This window comes from Singulisphaera sp. GP187, assembly GCF_900129635.1.
Taxonomy (GTDB): Bacteria; Planctomycetota; Planctomycetia; order Isosphaerales; family Isosphaeraceae; genus Singulisphaera.
The window spans coordinates 1,479,582-1,499,849 of record NZ_FSRB01000002.1 but is presented as its reverse complement, the minus strand read 5'-3'; the positions used below and the strand labels follow the sequence as shown (position 1 = coordinate 1,499,849).

Annotated in this window: 11 protein-coding genes; 4 read left to right on the top strand and 7 right to left on the bottom strand. The window is 65.2% G+C overall.

Annotated features, from left to right (window positions below; translation table 11 throughout):
- Positions 1-4: 4 nt before the first annotated feature.
- The 4 genes from BUS42_RS30325 to BUS42_RS30310 all read right to left on the bottom strand — a co-directional run bounded on the left by BUS42_RS30325 (position 5) and on the right by BUS42_RS30310 (position 4,962).
- Positions 5-2,377 (bottom strand): transglutaminase domain-containing protein, encoded by a 2,373-nt coding sequence (locus BUS42_RS30325; protein ID WP_074313306.1) that lies wholly within the window; start codon positions 2,375-2,377, stop codon positions 5-7.
- On the bottom strand, positions 2,367-3,761 hold the full coding sequence (locus tag BUS42_RS30320) for a DUF58 domain-containing protein (RefSeq protein WP_254053889.1): 1,395 nt from the start codon (positions 3,759-3,761) through the stop codon (positions 2,367-2,369). The genes BUS42_RS30325 and BUS42_RS30320 overlap by 11 nt, the downstream gene beginning before the upstream one ends.
- Positions 3,758-4,300: an RNA polymerase sigma factor gene (locus tag BUS42_RS30315; RefSeq protein ID WP_254053888.1), complete on the bottom strand. Its 543-nt coding sequence runs from the start codon at positions 4,298-4,300 to the stop codon at positions 3,758-3,760. The genes BUS42_RS30320 and BUS42_RS30315 overlap by 4 nt, the downstream gene beginning before the upstream one ends.
- 305 nt (positions 4,301-4,605) lie before the next feature.
- On the bottom strand, positions 4,606-4,962 hold the full coding sequence (locus tag BUS42_RS30310; RefSeq protein ID WP_143206567.1) for a hypothetical protein: 357 nt from the start codon (positions 4,960-4,962) through the stop codon (positions 4,606-4,608).
- A gap of 212 nt (positions 4,963-5,174) precedes the next feature.
- Here BUS42_RS30310 and BUS42_RS46750 point away from each other — a divergent pair, with 212 nt between their 5' ends.
- The 3 genes from BUS42_RS46750 to BUS42_RS30295 all read left to right on the top strand — a co-directional run bounded on the left by BUS42_RS46750 (position 5,175) and on the right by BUS42_RS30295 (position 7,930).
- Positions 5,175-5,435: an erythromycin esterase family protein gene (locus BUS42_RS46750; RefSeq protein ID WP_074313300.1), complete on the top strand. Its 261-nt coding sequence runs from the start codon at positions 5,175-5,177 to the stop codon at positions 5,433-5,435.
- A 299-nt stretch (positions 5,436-5,734) separates the two neighbouring features.
- Positions 5,735-6,772 carry a DUF1559 domain-containing protein gene (locus BUS42_RS30300; RefSeq protein ID WP_074313298.1) on the top strand — a complete coding sequence of 346 codons (1,038 nt, stop codon included), beginning with the start codon at positions 5,735-5,737 and terminating at the stop codon, positions 6,770-6,772.
- 93 nt (positions 6,773-6,865) lie between these two features.
- A complete protein-coding gene (locus BUS42_RS30295) occupies positions 6,866-7,930 on the top strand; it encodes a hypothetical protein (RefSeq protein ID WP_074313296.1) in 1,065 nt (354 codons plus the stop codon).
- A 35-nt stretch (positions 7,931-7,965) separates the two neighbouring features.
- On the opposite strand, the gene BUS42_RS30290 is transcribed toward BUS42_RS30295, so the two are convergent.
- The 3 genes from BUS42_RS30290 to BUS42_RS30280 all read right to left on the bottom strand — a co-directional run bounded on the left by BUS42_RS30290 (position 7,966) and on the right by BUS42_RS30280 (position 19,779).
- Positions 7,966-15,045: a hypothetical protein gene (locus tag BUS42_RS30290; protein WP_074315495.1), complete on the bottom strand. Its 7,080-nt coding sequence runs from the start codon at positions 15,043-15,045 to the stop codon at positions 7,966-7,968.
- Positions 15,046-15,078: 33 nt separating this feature from the next.
- A complete protein-coding gene (locus tag BUS42_RS30285; RefSeq protein WP_074313294.1) occupies positions 15,079-18,642 on the bottom strand; it encodes a hypothetical protein in 3,564 nt (1,187 codons plus the stop codon).
- A 324-nt stretch (positions 18,643-18,966) separates the two neighbouring features.
- On the bottom strand, positions 18,967-19,779 hold the full coding sequence (locus BUS42_RS30280) for an inositol monophosphatase family protein (RefSeq protein ID WP_074313292.1): 813 nt from the start codon (positions 19,777-19,779) through the stop codon (positions 18,967-18,969).
- A 163-nt stretch (positions 19,780-19,942) separates the two neighbouring features.
- Here BUS42_RS30280 and BUS42_RS30275 point away from each other — a divergent pair, with 163 nt between their 5' ends.
- Positions 19,943-20,203, top strand: coding sequence for a hypothetical protein (locus BUS42_RS30275; protein WP_074313290.1), 261 nt, complete (start codon positions 19,943-19,945; stop codon positions 20,201-20,203).
- Positions 20,204-20,268: the final 65 nt, after the last annotated feature.

Below are 20,268 nucleotides of genomic sequence, written 5' to 3'. Positions count from 1 at the left end.
TTTCTCATCTCGGTGCGTCCATTGCCGAGGCGCGAACCCGCCCAAGCGTCCAGCCTCGAACGACGCGGCGGCACATGGCGCGAACGTCATGCTCGTACCACGAGGGCGCACTTCGCACGCCCTCGTGGGCATAGAGAATCCAGTCCGCCAAACGGACCAATCGATCGAGATCGTCTCGAATTTCCACGGACACTCCCTGGGCCATCGGCCCATACCAACGCGCGGGGGTCTGCCCGGGAGGTCTGGGGCGGCCCGCCCACCGCGACCGCCGCTCCACCAAGGAGAGCGTCGCCAGTACGCCCCCGTGTGTCGCCCTTCCCGCGTTCAACCACCAAGCCAGAGTGGCGAAGCCGTCGAACATTTCGCGTCGATGGTAAAGCGAACCGATCACGAGCAAAGTGGAGACGACGAGGGCACAACCGTGGTCGCGGCCCCACCGCGCTGTCAGGACAAGCACCCCGGCCAATCTCTCGACCAGCGTTGGCGACGGTTCCAGAACCTCATAACCCGGGCTTGGCTCAATCGTGACCCAGCATCCCGCGGAGACCATCACCTCAGCCCAAACATGAACATCTTCCTTCTGGACCGACGTATGCCGGGTCCGAACGTCATAGCGAGCCGGCGACGCGTAGAAGCCGCTGACCAGTCGTGCTCGATGGCCGAGCGAGCGAAGCAGAACGACGGAGGCCGAGGCGAAATGGTGGTCAGCGCCGCAATGGGTTCGGAGCAGGAAGTCGGCGACCGGGTCGCCACTCGTGACGAGATGCGAGGCGTCTCGCACCAAGCGGTAATCCGCCTTGAGTCGACCAACGATCGCTTCGACTTGCCCCCAGCCTCGGGGGTGGCCCGAAGCCCAGTGTCTCGCCAGATCGGCCACCTTGGAGGCGATCGGATCCTCGTCGCGGTGACCATCAGGTCCTTGGGTCGAAACCAAGATTGGCGGGAGTTCGAGCCGAGCGAGTCGGTGCCGGTCGACGAGTTGGGACTCGGTCTCGATCACGGTCCCTGCGGGAACTGTCCGTCCGACCATGCGGAGAATACCGCCCTGGCCCCATTCAAAGAAGTCGGGTCGGTCCACGCTTCCCACCCTCAACCGTGACAACTGGGCCGGGACCGGGAGCGTTTCGGAATCGAGGAGGCCGATTTTGAGTTGATGAGACTGGATTCCTCGATCGATCGGGGGAATCGGCCGCACCAGCCGGAGCCAGGCTCCTTGGCCCTCTTTCTCGAGCGAAGACAATGGTTCGTCCGCGGATTGCTCGAGCCAGGTGTTGCCGTCGAAGCGGTCGTAGATAGCCATCCGAAGATGAAGAGGCGTTGGACCTTTCAAATAAAGAAGGGCTTTGGCCGCGCGGTGGCCGGGTCGACGCGTGGGCGGTTCGGGTTTACGACGTACCAGCGGAAACTCGCGTCCGGCCTGGAGGTTCTCGACCGGCAGTTCTTTCTGTTCCTTGACGGACTGAGACTGAAGCGCGATCATCCGTTCCGTCTTCTTGACCTTGAATGGTTCACCGTACCTATCGTTGAACGTGTCGTAGAGGCTAGGCCGGTCGGAGTCGAGATAGACCTCACTCTGGGTGAAACCGACGCTCTGCGGATTCTCACTGGCACTCACCTCGTGATCGCCGTCGTTCACACCACCGCGAGCTTCGCCATCATTCCAGTCCGTTCCCCCCGAGGTCGGCACAAGACCCGCCAGCGTCGTCGCGGCGCGGGTCGGTCCAAAAACCGCCATCCCACCGAGCGTGAAGATCGCCAGGACCCAGACCGCGGCCGACCAGGGGAGCGATTTCGATTGCTTTTCTTCCACGCCCATTGCAATGCCATCCCAGTAGATGAGCATCAACCAAAAGGTTGCGGCGATCGCATAAACACCCATGATCACGAGAATCCAATGACCGTCGCCCAGCGAAGCGGCCACCAAGACCAGGAAGAGACTGATAACGGCCCCGAGCCTGCTGAAGACGGGGCGAAACGCGAGGACCCCGAGCCCGAGTCCAAGATTCCTGAGGGCGGTCAGCAAGACCACCTCAAGCATGACACCCCGCCCCCGCCAGAACACCTGCCCCAACTGACCGACGAACGGTAAAACGAAAAGGATCACGAGAAAGAGGACGGTATTCGCCGGGAAGCGATCGGTTCGAGTCGAAGATCCCTGCGGCCTCGGAAACCGGGGTCGGTGCGCGGGCCCCAAGCGTCGGCTGAGGAACCAGGCCATCGCCCAGGCGGGGGCGACGAGCAGGCCGAGCGCCGTCAGGGCGCAGAGCCACGGGGCTCGGCCCGGCTCCGCGACAGCGAGCTCGATCAGGATCGTCGCCAATGCAATCATGACCAGGGTGAGCCAGCGCACCTTGCGATCCTCGACATCAGCGATCAACGGGCACCTCCTTCCATGCGCGTCGGATGCACTGAGGGACTCGCGTTGGGTCGTCCACCCAAATCCAAGGGGTCAACAACATCGGGGAGGCATGGCATTGCTCCCCGTCCTCTGCGAACGCCGCCGCTCGGAGGACCACGAAGAGTTCGTTCATCCCACGCGAACCGCGTCGTGTAATGCCTTGCACACCCAGGTCGGTGGTGACGACCAGGCGAATCCCTTCGCGAAGTTGGCGGCAGGCCGGCAGGTCGAGGATGTCGGGCAAAGTGAGTAGGTCGTGAGCGTCGAAGCGAGCCAGCGCGTCGAGAAATCGAGCGCGACGCGCCGGGATCGAGCCTTCACGTGGGGCGATGACACGACTCTGAAGAATGAGTTCGACCTCCGCACCCTGACCGATCCAATCCTCGAGGAAGCTTGCCGCGATCCGAATCGCCCATTCGCGCGAACCGTTCGGCCCCCGACCCACGTGAGCGCTTTCATGAGAGTCGATCACGACCTGGACGCGAGGAACCGATTGAGCGTGGTGCTCGCAGACGACCAGTTGGTCGTGACGGGCCGTTTGCGGCCAGTGGATTCGACGCAGAGAATCGCCGCGTCGATACGGTCGGACACCGATCACGTCGCCCGACGTCCCCGGCTTGTCACGAGGGGCGAAGCCTTCAACGCCTCGTCCCGACGTTTCGGGAATCGGTCCGACGGGAAACGTTCTGGGCCAGACCAGCAACCGCGACGCCGTCGAGAGGGGTCGGCACGCTTTGTGAAGTCCGAAGGGAAAGCCGGTTGCGATTCGGGGAGGGTGGATCGGGTAGTCGCCTCGGCATTCCGCAACGAGACAAGAGGTCACATGCGTCGTTCGCCACCCCCGGAGGAGCGCCAGGCCCGCGACGGGGGCCGGAGACTCGCTCGGGTCGCTCGTCATGAAGATTCCTTCAACGGTAAGGCCCCACGTGCTCCAGGGAAGCCGGTTGGTGATGGAGGCCTCGAGCTGCACCTGGTCTCCTTCGCGAACGCGCTTGTGGTCAAAGCCGACCGAACCGTGGACGCCCCGAAGGCCGAGCCAGGGCCAGGCGACGCCGAAGCCGATCACCGCTAAGATTCCGATGAGGATCACGAAGCCTTGCGGATGCAGAATCATCCCGCAGAGCCCCGCCGCGACCGCGGTGAGCCCAAGGCAGCCCAGCGGCGTCCACATCCAGCGAAGATAGGGGTTCACGCTGGGAAAATAGTCGTGCGTGAGAAAGTCATTCCATTTTGATGCAGAGAAGCCCCCGAGTCCGGTCCAGGCGATCGCCGGTCGAGATTCGATCGGGCGCTTGCCGGTCGAAATCCGCCCGCCCATCGTGCTCCACCAGAGGCGGAAAGAATGCCCTGGTTCAGGTCTCATCGCATCGCTCTTTCTTTATTGACGCGACTTTCGCATCCATCGGGAAGGAATTGTAGAACGGTGATACGGAAAGAATTGCGAGAGCGATTCAGCCGGGAACGTACGGTACCAAGCGGAATTTGCAGCTTCCCGGCGATTGCCTCATAGTCCCATTCTTCAACGAACTTCAAGACGAAGATGTCACGATGCTCGGGCGAAAGCTCCTTGAGCGCTTCCAGCAATTCACGATGGAGATCTTGGCTTTCGAGGAGCCGGCTGGGATCATCGCGATCGCAGGATTCCTGGCGTTCGGCGCCGGCCAGGGCCTCGTGTTTTCGGCGGCGTGCGCGAGATCGGGCCATGTGGAGACTGCGGTAAATGACGGCGCGGATGAGCCACGCCCGTGGATTGGGCGGCCATTGCTCCTCGAGCCACAGCCCCAACGCAGCCTCTTGGACGGCATCACTCGCCAGATCGTGGCTCTTAAGGATCTTGCTCGCCAGGGTGACTAACGACCCGAGCAACGGTGCGATGACCGATGAAAACTGCTCGTCCGACAAGGCCCGATCCGATCCTGCTCGAGCTGTCGATCCCATGAGGCTTGCCATACCTCTTCGTGGACAAGTCTCCGTCGATCGACTGCGGAGACGTCAGAGCGCTGTCGCCTGCCGGGTGCCCACCATGAAGGGCTTCTCGAGAGGCCCCAATCTCGGCCTCCTCCACTTCGGACTCGCGGGACCAAGTTGATACCAGAGCAGGCTGCCGTTCTTCCGGCAGCTGGTCCATGGGCCCGCCCATCGCCAGCCACTGGAGTCCGCGCCGGGGCACGGAGGCACGACCCTCTTGGATTTGAGGAGAAACTCGGTCAGGCGCGACCGAAACTCTGAAGTGGAGGGGCACGCGGGTGCACAATGGCGGGCAGGATGTAGGTGGCGACGCGCCGGAACGGAATTCGATCAAGCACCACGATTTGAAAGGACGACGGGGCGATCGTCGGCAGGGAGGGCATTTGCCCCTGCGCGAAGAGATGGCAAACGAGACAGTGACCGGAGAAGCCATGTGGCACCCGGAACGGGTCGTCTTCGTGACTCTTCCCCGTGTCACCGCCCAGTATTGCGGGATGACCGATCTCTGAGATCGAGTGCAAGCTAGGGCCGCAGAGCATCACGCAGCAATGGATCACGACGAGCGAAGCGACCAGAAGTTTGCGGTGCGTTCCCACGATCAAGGGCGTCCTGAATGAGGCGAAGCGATGGTCTCGGACAAAACCTCGTTGATGTCGACTTCTCTTCCCACCTTTAAATGTGCCGCACCTGTCACAAGAGTTCCGGAATCCCTGCGGACTCTTGGCAAATCCCTCGTCTCCTAACATTCGTCACCTGAGCTGACGTCTGTCACGTTCTTAAGGAACCGAGCAGGTCGCGGGTAGACCGGGTGGGCACGGCGTTGGAACGAATCATTGGCGACCGGCACATACTCATTGGGTTCGCATCCCATCGGGGCGAATTCCAGGCTCGCGGACTCAATGAGGGGAAGCCGGACACTTCGGTCGTGGAAAACGTCACCGTCGGTCCCGCGAAACCGGGCTCGGTCGACAGCCTCCTCTCCGATGTCGGTCCTCCCCTGTTCGCCCTTGACCTTCGCAAGCTCCGAGGCGGCCTCACTCCAAGACGCGGCTTTGCCGGCTCTTTTTAGGTATCGGACGAAGGTCGGAGCGGACCTTCCACTCGGGACATGCGCGGGCCTAACGCAATCCGACTCTAGGCTTGCGACCCTGCCACGCGTCGCCCCTTGAGTTTGCGCATCGGTCGTAGCGTCCAACCCGCCCGCTCAAGGACGGCTCCGAGATCCTCATCGCGGCCTCGACGTCTGAGTGAGCGACGCGACCTCAACGACCGGAGCCGGCGGACCGACGGCGTCGTCCGCCGGCGGAGCAGCATGCTTCGGAACGAGATCGACCGTCGTTTCCCCCCCAAGATCTGAAGGACGACCCGATGCCAAACCAATGGGCTCGCCGCCCCCGCGCGTTTACCTTGATCGAGTTGCTGGTCGTGATCGCGATTATCGCGGTCCTCATCGCGTTGCTCTTGCCCGCCGTGCAGGCTGCACGCGAGGCCGCACGGCGAATCTCGTGCACGAACAACCTGAAGCAGATCGGCCTGGCGCTGCACAACTACGAGAGTGCGCTGGGGGTGTTTCCCCCCGCTTACGTCGCCCAGTCGCGATCCACGGAGCCGGCTTGCACGTCGGCCTGGGGGCATACGTGGTCGAACTACATCATGCCCTACCTCGAACAGGGCAATAAGTACAACACCCTCAACTTCAGCTTCCCCGCGGGTTTCCCCCCAAACACGTCGGTCTGGGAGTTCCCGGTCTCGGCCTATCTCTGTCCGTCGGACACCCGGGCCGAGCCGTCACGAACGTCGTTCAAGATCACACAGACGTCGTACGCCAGCGTCATCGGCCTCTCAGAATGTATTGCGAACAATTATGGGACCGCGCTGACGGCCAGGAACGCGCACCTGTGCGGCGCGATCTTCTCCGAGGGAATGTTCGGCCGGAATGCGTGCTACCGAATCGCCGACGTGAGCGACGGACTGAGCAACACCTTGATGGTGGGGGAGACGTCGCGATTTCGTGAGGAGTCGTCGTTCAGTCGCTTCAACATCGCCAATGTCGGTGGTTCGTGGAGTGGTGACGACCTTGGGACTCCGGCGCGCTATGCGAGTTGGAGCGATACCCGGATCTCCGGTGGTGCCTACGTTGTCCCCAAGCTCAACGCCCCGCCCTACATCGGCCGGCCAACCTGGGTCGTCGACCCGGCCAACGGCACCAATTCGACGACGTGGGTCGACGATCCCCGAAGCCTCACTCTCGGACAGTTCGGGTTTCGGAGCATGCATCCCGGCGGTGCCAATTTCCTGCTCGGAGACGGGTCCGTTCGGTTCCTCAAGAGCTCAATCGATGTGCCCAACTACCGGGGCCTGGGAACGCGGGCGGGTGGCGAAGTGATCGGGGCCGATGGTTACTGACCTGAGACGAAGCGTGCGAATCCGGTTGGCTTCGACCGGCGAAAATCAAACCACATGCAAACGCGATTACCACAAAGTTATAAAGGAGATAACGTGACTTGTTTGGGCCCCCGCTTCCTCTTCCTTGGACTTGTTCTGTGCTCGGTCCTCGGCGCCGACCTCCGTGCGGACGGCGTCCCCCGCAACGAGTGCTTCCCGGTCGAGCAACTCGATCCGAAGTTCCGCCCTCAGGTCGAGGCGCTGCTCCTGAAGATGCTCGACAGCGAGGCCCTCTACACTGTTGTCGGAGGGCTCAAGCCGGTCAGTAGCTCCTTCTGGTGGACCCGGTTCCCGGTGGATTCGCCTGACCTGCGGCAGCTCGATGAGATGCGGAGGATCCTCCCCGTCATTCGGTGCGGCGACGCGTTTCAGGCCGGAGTCCTCGTTTTCGCCGCGGTCCATGATGGAAAGCGACATGCTCACGCCTGGGTCGCATCTCGCCCGGCCCTCCGGCGCACGATCAGAGCTCACCACACCTTCTTCTCGACGTATGGGATCACGCCGGAATCGCACCCGATCGAAGTCGTGGAGAAGATGGAGCACGCCCCAACGGCCGACCGCCTTCGCGCCTCGGGCTATCTCTTCGGCTACCCGGATCATGCCGTCGATTTCTTCGTCGGCGCCGACCTGGACGGTTCAAAGTCCACGGACAGGAAGCTCGTCCCCCGCGATTTCCTCACCGTGCCCACCGTCGCGTCGGCATCAAACAAATTCGTCTGGGCCGTCCCCAAAGGCCATCAACCGAACGACGAAGACCGAGCGATCATGGCGCGAGCGGAACCGATTCTGACCGAGTACCGCCGCCGCCGTAGTCTCTACATCGGCGCCGGCAAGCCGGGAGTCGTGGCTCTGCTACGTGACTGGTTCGACGACGGGTACGGTCGTTGCGCGCCCGAGAACGCGCAAGTCAGATCGGACGCTCAGCCCCCAAGAATCGCCTCCCGCCCCGACGTAGTGCGGGTCACTCCGCGGCCGCCGGCGTCTCTCTCGACCGCCGTTTGTGCACCGACGCCGCCGGTCTTCTCGGATCCCCGCGGTGGCTGCAGGCTCCTGATTACGCTCAAACCGCGGCGTTGGGGACGACGAAACACTGTCCCGATCGAGCGGATTCATCCTTAGGCGAGCGAAAACGCGAGATTCAGGTGGTCGGTGGATCAGGCGTCCGGGAAGAGCCAACCGAGTCCGGCCATGAACAGGGCGGCGAGGAAGATCCCGAGGCCGCCGCTGAGGGCGGTGACGGCCAGCGTTGCGGCGAGCAGGAGGACGCTCGTCAGGTTGTTCGACCGGCCGGTTCGGCGCGTCAGGCCCCAGACGAGCGGCGGTAAGGCGACGGCGGCCCACACGAAACCAGCGGCTTGCTCCGACTCGCTCAGCCAGGTGGACGGCTTCGAGGTTCCCACCAGCACGGGAGCCTTGCCGGCCCCATCCAGGTCGCCATCGAACCGACGAGGCTGACCGAGCCGTCGCAGCCGAACCGGGACCGCCGGTTCGGCGAGCTCCGGGGTGGCCGCGGCCGCGTCCTCACGAGCCAGGCCAAGATGGACCCGGGCCGCTCGGGCCAGCTCATCCAGCGCGGCGGTCTCGACGGCCTCCGCCAACCCGTGACGCGCGGCCTGGACCCGAGCCTGGATGACCCGGATCTCGGTCTCCCGGGTCGCGGACGGGAGCGGCGACTCCCAGACCGCGGCGCGCTCGGCGCTCCGGAGCATCAACTCAAACTCGACGAGCGATGCAACCAGCGACTCGCGATCGCGAAGCGAGCTGCGGTCGATCGTCGCGAGCCGGTCGGCGATCAATCGCCCGTGTTTCTCCGCGCGCGAAATGTCTTGCCGGTCCGGAGCCACCGCGGCAAAAACGGGGCTCCGGCTGGTCGTGTCCCAACTCGCCGGAATTCGGAGCGAGAGGAAGGTGGAACTCCGCTCCTGGTCGAGCCCGGGGTAGGGGATCAAGCGTCCCTCACCAGGCTTGGGTGCCACCGTCGGTTTCGACACCCAGACCATCGTCAACTCGTCCGAATCGGCTTCTTCGAGTGGGATCAGCCAACGGCCGGATGCCGCGCGGAGCGGTCGGGTGGGCCGACCACCGACCGACACCCAGACGGGCTTCGAGCCCGCGGGGAGCGAGAACGGGAAAAACGGTCCCGTACGATTCTCGATCAGGCAGCGCATCGATCCCAGGGTCGATCCATCCTCCCTGACAACCCCTTCAATCTCGGTCAGAGCGGCCCGAATGTGGCCACTACCGAGATCCCTCGCCAGTAGCGTCCCGCCAGGCGCATCCACCTTCAAGGACCAGCCCTTCGACTTGACTCGAAAGACACTCGTCGGAAGGCCGGGCAACGGCGAAAACTCCTCGGTCTGGAACCGGGACGAGTCATCGATCGGTTGCAAGCTCGGCGACCCCTCGGTCGAAAACTCGCGCCCCGACGCGTTGACGATCGCCAGGTCGCTTTCCGTCGTCCCGTTGACCGAGGGTTCGAGGACCGGGAAGAAGAGCGTACTCGTCTGGGCGAGCGATCGGACCGAGCGGATCGTCACGTCCTGCGAGCCCCAGATCGGTTGTTCAGGGCGGATCGTCAGGACGGTCGATTCCTTACGCGACTCCGACGTGAGTTGATGGCTGCCGCCCGCCAGCGTGACTTCGGCCGACTGGGCCCAGACGGTCGGGAGCTTGAGTTGAATCGAGTCGCAGGCTCCCCCCGAGACGTCGTAACGGAGCACCGCGACCCACTCGGCCGAGTCTGGGTTGATCGTCAACTGGCTCCTCACCTGGACATCGACGCGCGGGGGCTCGACCTCCCACCGGAGCCTTCCCAGCCCCTCGGGGCGATCCACCCGATACGTGGTCCGCACGGTCGTGAGGCTCAAGTCTTCAAAATCAGGATTCGAGGGAGTCACGCCCGCCGCCGTCTCGAGTTGAAAGGTCATCGGCGCGGTGATGCCCAGAGAGCCCGGACTGATCTCGACGTTTTGCCAGCGCGGCCAGGGAACGCCGACCTCTTGCCGCGTGGTCCCCGTGGCTAACGGGTCGTACGGCACGGGCAGCCAGCCCAGGACCCGAACCGTGCGTTGCTTGGCCGACGCCCCATCGAATCGGAGCTGAATTCGCCCGGAGGAGCGGCTCCAGTCGGTGACCCCGTCGCCTTCCACACGGGTGACTTGCAGTTCGCTCGGGACGTCGAACTCGACCTGGTACGACCGTCCGGAAACCTGAGTGAGCTTCGCCTCCAGACTCACCTCGACGCGCCCGGGACCGAGGTTGAGCTCCACCGTCGGCTGGACGGACAGCCGCGCGGGCTGAAGTCCGGTCCGAACCGACACGCTCGAGGGACGGAGGAAGCGCGTGACCCCGGAGAGCGTCAGAGGTTCCTCGGGGAGGTTCCCCCAGGACCGCACGAACACCTCTTCGGTGATCGGGTCGCTCCCCGCCAAAGCCGCCAGGCGACCGGCCCATTCGGCCGGTCTTCGGAAGCCGATCGCCCCCGAATAGGTTTCGGCCCCCAACGGCTCGATCCGAGGCAGAGTGCGGGTGGGCAACTCATCGGTCAGCTCTTGACCGATCGGGTGCGGCCTCCAGAACTCGAGCCGGATGGCGGCTCCATCCGGGAGCGGCGGATTGATATGAGCAACCCACTCGACTCCTTTCTCGGTCGACTGGAGACTGGCGTCCGCCTGGCCTGGAATCGCAAGGGAACGGACCACAAGCCCGGGATCGAGCCGGAGCCGGATCACCGACGTTCCCTCCGGTTTGCGATAGGTCAAGCGGGCGCGGAGCCGGTCTCCAGCGGGTTCGGCATCCCAGAGCAGGAGGCCTTCCACCGAACCCACGGCCGGGATTCTCTCTTGTTCATTGTTGGAAACCCAGCGCACCTCAAGGCGATCGACCGGGCCGAGCGCTCCCGCCGAACCACTTGCCCAAGGCGTCAACGCCCCGCGCGCGTTGGGGACTTCGATACGCCGGCCGGCTGGTCCGGGACCAACCTCGACCCGAGCCGAGGCCAAGGGGTTGATCGGCAAGCTGATCGACTCCGCATCATCAAGGCGTCGAGGCGTGACGAACCGGCGGATCCGAAGCGGCTTCCGCCCCGCACCGGCAATCGTGACGGACGCGACCTGACCTCCCGACTGGACCTGGACCGGGATCTCGACGTCGTCGAGGGCCGCTGTGATGTCGCGTGCGTGGCCCACCGGGAACGTCCAGAGCGCGGGGCGTGCCCCCTCGAGCGTCAGGTCGATCTCCGACTCGATGACGACTCCCCCCGCCCCTTGCCAGGCGATCCGATGAGTGGCCGCCAGTGCCTCCACCCCTGGGTTCGGTTCCTGTCGGGTCAAGTCGGCCAGCGTCTTCAAACGCGTGTAATCCTCGAGGCGGATCACGGCCTGGTTCGGAATCCGCGCCGGGTCGGCCGCGCCCTCGAACGGATAAAGCGCCACGACCGGAGTGTCATCGCCGGCGGCGGCCAGAAGCCGGACCGAGTCGGCACCCGCCAAAAACACCGAGCAACCGACGAGGGCCGTGATGACCCCCGAACCGGACCGGAGGCGAGGGGAGGAGGACGGCCGCGAATCGCGATTGCGGTTGCGACGGCGCGGCCATGCCGGAATCGCACTTCCTAGCCCGTAGAAGAAGACGGCCAAGGCGCCGGTCGCCCCTCCCGCCGCGATCGCGGCGGGGCGTGGGGCCGTCATGACCAAGCCAACCCCAGAACCGAGCAGGACGACCGCCAAGCCAAGGGCGCGGCGATGGGGAGCAATGCCACGGCAGGCGATCCCGATCGCCAGGACGGCCAACCCGGCCGCCCAGGCCGTCGCACGCTCGTGCTGCTCGTCGACGAGATGGATCGTCATGCCGGACTCGGGCCACCCCACGGCCGAGAACCGCCAGGTTCGCCGGCCGTTCGGCGACGGGTCGATATCGGTGGTTTCACTGCCATACTGCGACTTCCGCGCACTCTCGCCACGCCAGCGGGCGACGGTCTGGAATCGGTCGGAGACATCCGACCCGTTGACCACGGCCTCCCGGATCCTCGCCTCCCATGCGGCTCTCGCTTCGGCGTCGCGCAACGGACCGCCCGGCCGATCGGGGGCTTCCACACGCGTCGTCACGAGCACCGCCTCGCCGATCGGAACCAACGAAAGGCCGAGCGGGCCGATCACCGCACTGGCCGCCCCCGCCCGATTGCGGTCGTTGTGAGGCGGGGACACTCGCGACCGAGGTCCCCAACCCCCGGACTCGAGCGTCATCCGATCGATGACGATCGGCACGGGGCTGGCATCCCATCGGGTGAAACATTCCCCCAGAGTCATCTCGTTCAACGTGGTCTCGGCCGCTTGCTGGTCGAGCGAGCGGAGCACGTCCGCATCGTGCTTCAACTCTCCTTTCCTCGACCACCGCCAGGGAGGCAGGAAACGACGCAACCCCGTTGGAGCGGAGGCAGGGTCACTGGCCGTCAGGGACGGTCCGTGCTCCGCGACCAACCAGGGCTCGGGGACGACCACTTCCCAGCGGAACGCCAGGTAAGTGAGCGATGCCAAGGGGCGTTCCGGACGGTAATCCTGGTCGGCGGCGGACGCGCGACGAGGCGTCTGATAGTCGAGCACGAAGGTGCAGGCGTTACGGGACGAGGTCGGAGACGGTAACGGCAGGGAGTGGCCCCGGGCATTCCGGGAAGGGGCCACCGGCTGACCGTCGCGCTTCACCCGGACCAAGGTCGATCCCTGAGGCAGGGTCAGGTCGAGCGTTCGGGCATCGGCGATCGTCACCCGGAGTGCCAGCCGGTGCCGGAGTGGTCCCTGGGGATCGACGAACGTGGTCAGGATCGAGTGATCGATCACCCCCTCGCTCGAGGCCGGCTCCAACGCTTCGGTCCGGACCTCGAGCCGGCCTCCCGGTTTCGTGTAGCTAAAGGCATAGGCCCGACGTCTGGGTACCGGGTCGGCGGCAACCTTCAAATTGTCGCGTCCCGCGCGCCGATTCCCAATCCGGATCGCTTCTTCGGCCACCGCCGGCTCGAGGTCCTGGAGGCCGGACGACTCGACACTCGCCTGCAACTGGCGTGCGACGTCCACGATGGCGAAGTGCCGCGATCGAAATCGATCGGGCATGACGAGCAGGGGGAGTCGTCCTCGCCCGTCCCAAGGGACTTCGAGACGCGAATGAACCACGACCGGCCCGGACGGCGCGTCGGGGAGCACCAGTTCCCAGGCCTGACCCGACTCAGGCAAACCGAGCTCGGCCCGCCGCGCGGGATCGATCGGCTTTCGCGGCAACTCGACGGAGCTGACCTCGTTGGTAAAGTGCCAATCCCCCGCGCCTTGGATCGGGTCCGGCAAAACGAGAGGGATCGACCGTAGCGGCTCTTCCCCGGCATCAACCGAAATCCGCCAGTCGAGTCGCAACCGATCGCGGTCGATGCTGGCAAGGAGTTGGATCGAGCCGCGCGGTTCCTCCTGGACACGCTCGCGGTTCACGCGAGCCTCGGCCTGATCGGAAATCCAGCGCCAGGCGAGGGCTTCGCGCAATCCGGCCGGCATGGCGGGGCGGTCATTCGTGGGGCCGATCACGAGCGACGGGTCGATCCAGGCGAGCCCGGTCGCTTTTGCCGGATGAAGCGTCACTCCCGACTCCGTCCAGGCAAGCCAGCGCTCGTCGACGACCTGGACCCCGACCGGGCGAACTCGAGGGAGCGTGATCGGACCACGTCCCCCCGCAATCGCCGCGCTCGCGGTCAGGTTGAGCACCAACGAACTCCGGGTGAAATCCCCCGAGGGCGGGGTGACGTGAACCCGCACGCCCCCCCCCGGCAACGTGCGAGGGTGCCAGGCCAACGGCTCGTCGATGCCGACGACCTGGACCCGTTCGGGAACCCAGGCTGGCGGCAAGTCCACATCGAGCGCGAGCAGGTGCCCGCGATGCACCCGCCAGGTCAACTGGCTCTCGAGTCGCGGCGAAGAGTTCCCGAGGAGGAGCTGTCCGCGGACCTCGACCGAGACATCGACCCGAGGCTTTCCGAACGTGAGGACGGCCACTGATTGAGGCGCTTCGGCCTCGAAGACGATGAGGTTCGGGTCGGCCTGATCGCCGGTCGGTCGTGCGGGCACGCGCCGCCCCGCCGCTTCGCGACAATCGCGCAGCAGTCGACTCGGATCGAGCCGGATGCTCGTTCTCCCCCCCGTCCAGAGCGCGTCGAGCGGCCGGGCAGCCGGGACCGGCCACGGCCCCTCGGCGGGGATCCGCGCGACCGCGCGAAAGGTCACCCGGGTTGGCGCCGCGACCTGGTCGTTGAGCAGGACGGTCACGCGAGTGACCTCGCCAATGACTTCGGCCCGCGACTCATCAATGCCAGGACCGGTGACGCTGGCGAATTCAAGCCCTCGGTCCAATTCCACCTGAAATCGGCGCGGAGCGTGGGGCTCAAGATCCACCAACCAGTCCATGGTCCAGTGCGCCAAGGCCTCACCCAACTCGACGCGAGTCGGTCCCGAAACCCAGGCCCGCGGCTCCTGGTTCGCCCCTTGATCCGACCGACGACCGTGGAGTTGGAGATCGATCGGGCCGCCGCGTCCCTCGAACCGCCAGGTCTTTCGGCCCGGTTCGCTCCCTGGGTCGGGACCCTGGCGAATTCCGGTCGCTCCTTCGGGTATCCAGTCCTCGGGCAAGTCGAGCGTGAGTCTCGACGTCTCGGTGTCGGGCAGGCCGAGCGTGAAGCGGCGGCCTTGCGAACCCGTGCGGGCGCGAAGCTGCCACTTCAAGGTGACCGTGGAAACGGTCCCCGCCTCGACTCGGACTGCGGTCCGGCCGTCGTCGTGCATCCGCAAACGGGTCGTCGCGGCTTCGGCGGGCTCGATCGCGGCGGTCCAGGGGCTGAGGATCAGCTCATACGGTCCTTTGCCTGACGGGGCATCGATCACCAGTACGGAGCTTCCGACGAGCAGGCCGGCATTCCAGCGCGCGGAGTGCCTGGCCTGCAAGAGTCGCGCGGGGGCTCCCCCCGCCAGGCGTTGATAGCCCGCCCGGGCCGACGCCAAGAGCGCATCGAACTGCTCCGCGGACAGGCCGCGCAGCTCCGTGCCGTGGGGAAACCAGGTCCCGACTCTCTCGGCCGGGACCCGGATTCGGACGGCTTCGGGCGGTCCCGCGCCCAGCAAGGCGATCGGGATCAGCAGACGAGCCCACAGCCAGCCCGGGAGACGTCGGTGGCGATTCGGAAGGGCCTTGGAGCAATCGATCGTCACGGTCCACTCTTCCCCGGCAGGGTGCATCTCGAACTATTGACCGATGTTCCGGGAAGAGCCACGTCCCGAGGCCGTGTCCGACGTCGGCTGCGATAGAGCGAGGGCGTGATCGACGGTCGAGACCTGACGGACCCGGATCGCCGTCGAGTCGTCGGACCCAACCCCGCCTGCCTGGTGCACCGAGGAGCCGCCATTCGGACTTGTCCCCAGGTTGCCGGGCTCGCCAAAGACGGCCGTCGCCCCCCGGCCAGGACGATCGACGATCCGTTGTAATGCCGCGGCCAGCAAGGTAAACACCACGCCAACCATGGCACACTGCACCACTTGCAGGGTCAGGCTCGGCTGAGCCGAAGCGGCGACCGCCAACGCCAGGGCCAGCAAGACCGACCAGAGCAAGCGGAACCGCGGCCGTCGATAGACGACCACCAACACGCCCAAAGCCAGGACCGGCCCCGAGCAGAGTGCCACCAGGCTGCCTCGCGTGGCGATGAGCGGACGAAGCTCGGGAGGCTGACCCGGGTGCTCGAACAGATAAGCATGATAGTCGCCCCGACCATCCTCGTCCCAGCCGTTCACGCCCCGGGTTCGACTGGTGGAACCGCTCGCCCACGAAGCGAGGTCCTCGGTCGACTTCCAAGGCCGCCGCCGCCAAACATATTTATCCCAATACCACTGGTTCTCGTCGGTCCATCCCGAGGGGACGCCGACGATCTCACGGCTCGAAGGAACGACCACCTCCCAGCGCGTCTGCTGCACGATGCCGTTGAGCAACTGCGGCGGAGTCCAATCGCGACTGATGGCCGTTGCGGGAACCACATACTCAAGGGCCACGAGCAACGGTCCCGAGCCCGCCTGGGACGGAAATCGGAACCGATATCCGCTCGCGTTGGGCAGTTGCTCCTTCCGGTCCACGGGCACGCCACCGACCCGGACCCGGCTCAGCACGGCCTCGCGCGGGAGCGAGACCGAGAGCGTGGACTCATGCGTTTCCACCCAGAACCAGGCGGTCGTCCGAAGGTCGTTCTCGGGCCCTTGAACCGTCCGCAACCAAAGTCGGGACGCGATAAGCGAGGGCAGGGGAGTCAACGTCAAGGCCGTGGCGGTGAGACGGAGCGGCGGCGTGTCCGTTTCTGCCTTCGAACTCAGCAAACGATAGTGGAGCGGGAGGGCGCCTGGCGAAGCCGTAGCCTCTTCCCCGGCGCCTCGTTGCCAACCACCGGGGACCACCTCGACCCGGATCCCCGGATCCGAGGCGACGCGAGCCCGCACCGGAGCCGCCTCACCCAAGGGAAAGCGGAGCCAGGAGGCGTCGATCTCGGTCTCTCGGTCGGGCTCGAGCTCCGCCGCGAGGGGGCGTCGAAACCGGAACGTCAACTTGGCGCGATCCGTCACTTCGTCGGCAAATTTCAGGCGGAAGAGACGTCCGCCCTTTGGCGTCGGCCCCAGGTCGGTCCGGCTCGCCACATCGCCATCCTCGACTTCCCAGCGATTGACCAGTTCGGGCGGAACGTCCACATCCACATGTTCCAGGGTCCCGAAATGGACGGCGAACTCGGTCTCTTGGCGACCGTCGACACCGCGACGGCCCACCTGAAAGACAAGGCTGGTCTCGTGCGCGACCGACCGCGGGTGAACGACTAATCGGAGCGGTAACGTCGCCGGCGTGCCATCGTAGCGCAGCCAGAGCGCGGGTTTATCTTCGATGGATCGATTCGGGGGCCACGGCCAATCGGCGGGAGGCTCCTGGCGCGCGGATCGGAACGCTTCGGTCCGCGCTGAACCTTCGGTACGCTCGGCCACGTCGACCGTCAGGTTGCGGTCCGTGAGCACGGCGATCCGTCCACCGCCGAGAGAGGATTCACGTGGTTGGAAGAGCGCCACAGCCACCGATCGCGTGGGGTCGATCGCTTGACGTCCGACGAGATGGAGCGCGAACGAATTCCCCTCCTGGGCCCGGAAAGTCAAACGCGCCGTCACGATTCGACCTTCTTCGCGCTCGGGAGAGAGCTGCCACGATTCGATCATGTCCGGCGGGCCGACCGACTCGAGTTCGAGTCCTTTTGGCAAAACGAGATTCAGGTCGAACAGCCGGCCGTTCGCTGTCTCGACGCCCAACCACGTGTCGATCTTCGCTTGCCCGGCTCCCAGGCGAATCGTGGTCCGCGCATCGAATTGAACCAGAGGGGGCGAGGGCTCGATCCGAAGCTCCAAATCGAACGGTTGATCGACGAACTGGTAGGCCAAGAAGGTGCCCGGACGTGCTCGCAGGTCATCGGGGAGTTCGGTCCTCGGATCGATCCGCCGGAGTCCACGCCCCACGGTGGGACTGATGACCAGGTTGCCTCTCTGAGCGATGCCGATCGCCCCAAACTGTTCCTTGGCATTACTCAAGGGGAAACCGTGGAACGAGAGCCGAGCGGACGATTGGGGAGGCAGTTTCCGCTGGGTCGTCATGGACAACCGCTTGGTGGGACCAGGGCGCAAAGGCTCCGTCAGGGGGATCGACAACCGGCGCTCGGCTCCATCCCGCTCGATTCCAGCCGGAATTGACTGACCGTCGAGCGTCACTTCGAGGACCTCGTCGTCGGGGTCAAGCTGCAGCTCGAGACTCCGCATCGCGCCACGGACCGACGTGATCGCCCAGGACGACCGCGCCCGAAACGCCCCTGGATCCACGTCGATGGCGATATCCCCCTGGATCGATAGCAGCGGAGGGAGTTGTGCCCCCGGCTCCGCCTCAACTCTCCAGCTCAGGTCAAGCCGCGACCGTGGCGAGAGATGCGACGAAAGTCGCGTTCCTTTGCCCGCGTGAATTGGCTCCCGGTTCACCGGTTCGACGGGTCCTGCCTGGGCGTCCGACACCACCTGATCCACGTCCAGCTCGACTTGCGTGGAAGGCGCCTCGGGAATCCCGAGCTCGAGCGAACGGCCCTCGGTCGTCGACCGCAGTCGCACCTTGAGATCGACCTGAACCTGGTGCTCTCCCTGGCCGGAGAGCTCGACCTCCCAACCGCCACCGGGGATCACCCGCAAGGGGAGGGGGCGATCCTTCTCAATCGCCCGGGTCACCGTCTGATTATCGAGCCGGAGCGCGACCCGGTTCGGTCCCGGGGTCGGGGTTGCGACCACGAGATGAACCGAGAGATTGGCCATCTCCCCGACGACCGCGCCTCGGATCGCAACGGAACGGACAACAATCCCCTGAGCCGCCAGCAGGGGACTTACTCCCTCCGGCAATGGCTCAGCCTGCTTCCGAAGTTCATCGCCGCGCAGGAGGATGAAGTCGGGCTGCTTCAGCTTCTTCCAAAGTTCCGCGAGTTCGGCGGGTGAGTTGAGGAAGATGTAAACCGGCGGGGGTGGGGCGTCCGGGACGACCCGCTTCGGCTCCTCAACGACCGGGGCAATCGGCTTTGGTTCCTCCACGGCCGGGGCGACCGACGGCTCCGGCTTCGGCTCCTCAATCGCAGGGGCGATTGGGGTTGTTGGCTCCTTCACGGCCGAGGGGGGTGGATCCTCCCCTGCACGCGCTGAAGACAGAAACCCAACGGCCAAGGCCGCCAGGACTCCCCAAGTCAGCAGCCGGATGAGACGACGCAAGTCGTTGGACCTTCGTGGAGGAAGATGGATCAATTTCCTGGGAAATGAAATCCAAATGGCCCTCGGGTGCGGTCCCGAGTGAGTCGCAACCCAAGTTGAGGCGTGTGGGACGCCATTTCTGAATATAGCATGTAGACAGGGCCGCTGCCACGACCCCAGTCGCCCAGCCCGCAAAGTCGCCAGCTTTAACAACGGGCGATCGATCGCTTGCTCGAAGGGCCGGTCGAGTTCCGGAATTCTCCGCACGCTTGAGTGCTCGTTTCGAAGGCGAGCGCAGAGCGAAGGCTCCGCGCTCGCCTGAAAGCCATGCCGACGGGCGGTCGCTCACGTGGTTTTGCCGGCCTTCGCGCCTCTTGCTTCCTCGAGGAACCGAAGGGCCTCGTCGTGGACCAACCCGTTCGTCGCCAAAATCCCCGCGCCGTAGAGGTTGTACGGTTCGCCGACCAGGCCGGTCAGCGTTCCGCCCGCCTCGCGGACCAGGAGAACCCCGGCGGCGGCATCCCAGGGGTGCATGAAGCTCGCGTAACAGACCTCGCACCCGCCGGCGGCGAGGATCGCCAGGTTCAAGGCCGACGAACCGGTCCGGCGTACCGAGTGCGTCCCTGTGGAGAACCGACGAAAGTAGGCCAGTTGAAGGTCCGCGACATCGACGAAATCAGTGGGCAATGCGGTCGTGATCAGGCTGTCCTGAAGCAACTTGGCCGGGCTGACACGAACGGGAACCCCGTCAAGGGTGGCTCCCTGCCCCAGGGAGGCACTATACGTCGCGCCGCTCAACGGGTTGTGGACGACTCCGACCACAAGCTGACCCTGATGTTCCAGGGCGATCGAGACGGCCCAGAACGGGAAGCCATGGGCGAAGTTGATCGTGCCATCAAGCGGGTCGACCACCCAGCGCCACGGTCGTGACGGGTCCGGGACGGCCCCCTCCTCCTCGGCGAGCAGCGTATGGTCGGGGAACGATTCCGAAATCCGCGCCGCGATCAAGCGCTGGCTGGCGAGATCAGCGTCCGTGACCAGGTCGCCCGGCCCTTTCTCGCGCGCCACAACCCGCCCGTAAGCGTCTCGCAACAGGCCCCCCGCCTCCCGAGCCATCCGCTCCGCCGCCGCCTGATACTCTCGATAGTCTTGGCTCAACCGTCAGCTCCCCTTTTGGAAAATAGGCAAAATACACAATTTGGTTTGGAAACCCCTCGATCATTGGCCATATTGAATCTTAGTGAGACCGCCTTTTGATCCAGCGATAAGACGGATCGAGATGGAATCCGTCTGTCGTCGACGGCAACCGGAGTCTTCAACGATGTTCGTCTGGGAATTAGTCTCCTGCCGCTTACGCGTGGCCGGGTGGCATGTCTGGCACTCGACTCGCAACGACGCCTACGGCCCCACCTATACGGTTCACCTGCAGCGGCCGGGCGTCGCTTATGACGTCAGTGGACCGACGCTGACCGAAGCCTACGCGGTCGCATCGCGACGAGCGCGCGAGCAGGAGCCGACGGGTGTTCCGCAAAGTGGTGGCGGACCGCACTTCCCGCGATTGACGGCGATGGCTCGGGCCTGATCGGGAAAAAGGCGAGGGCCGATCCCTTGGCCTCAGCCAGGGGAATCGGCCACGGAGTGTTCAAA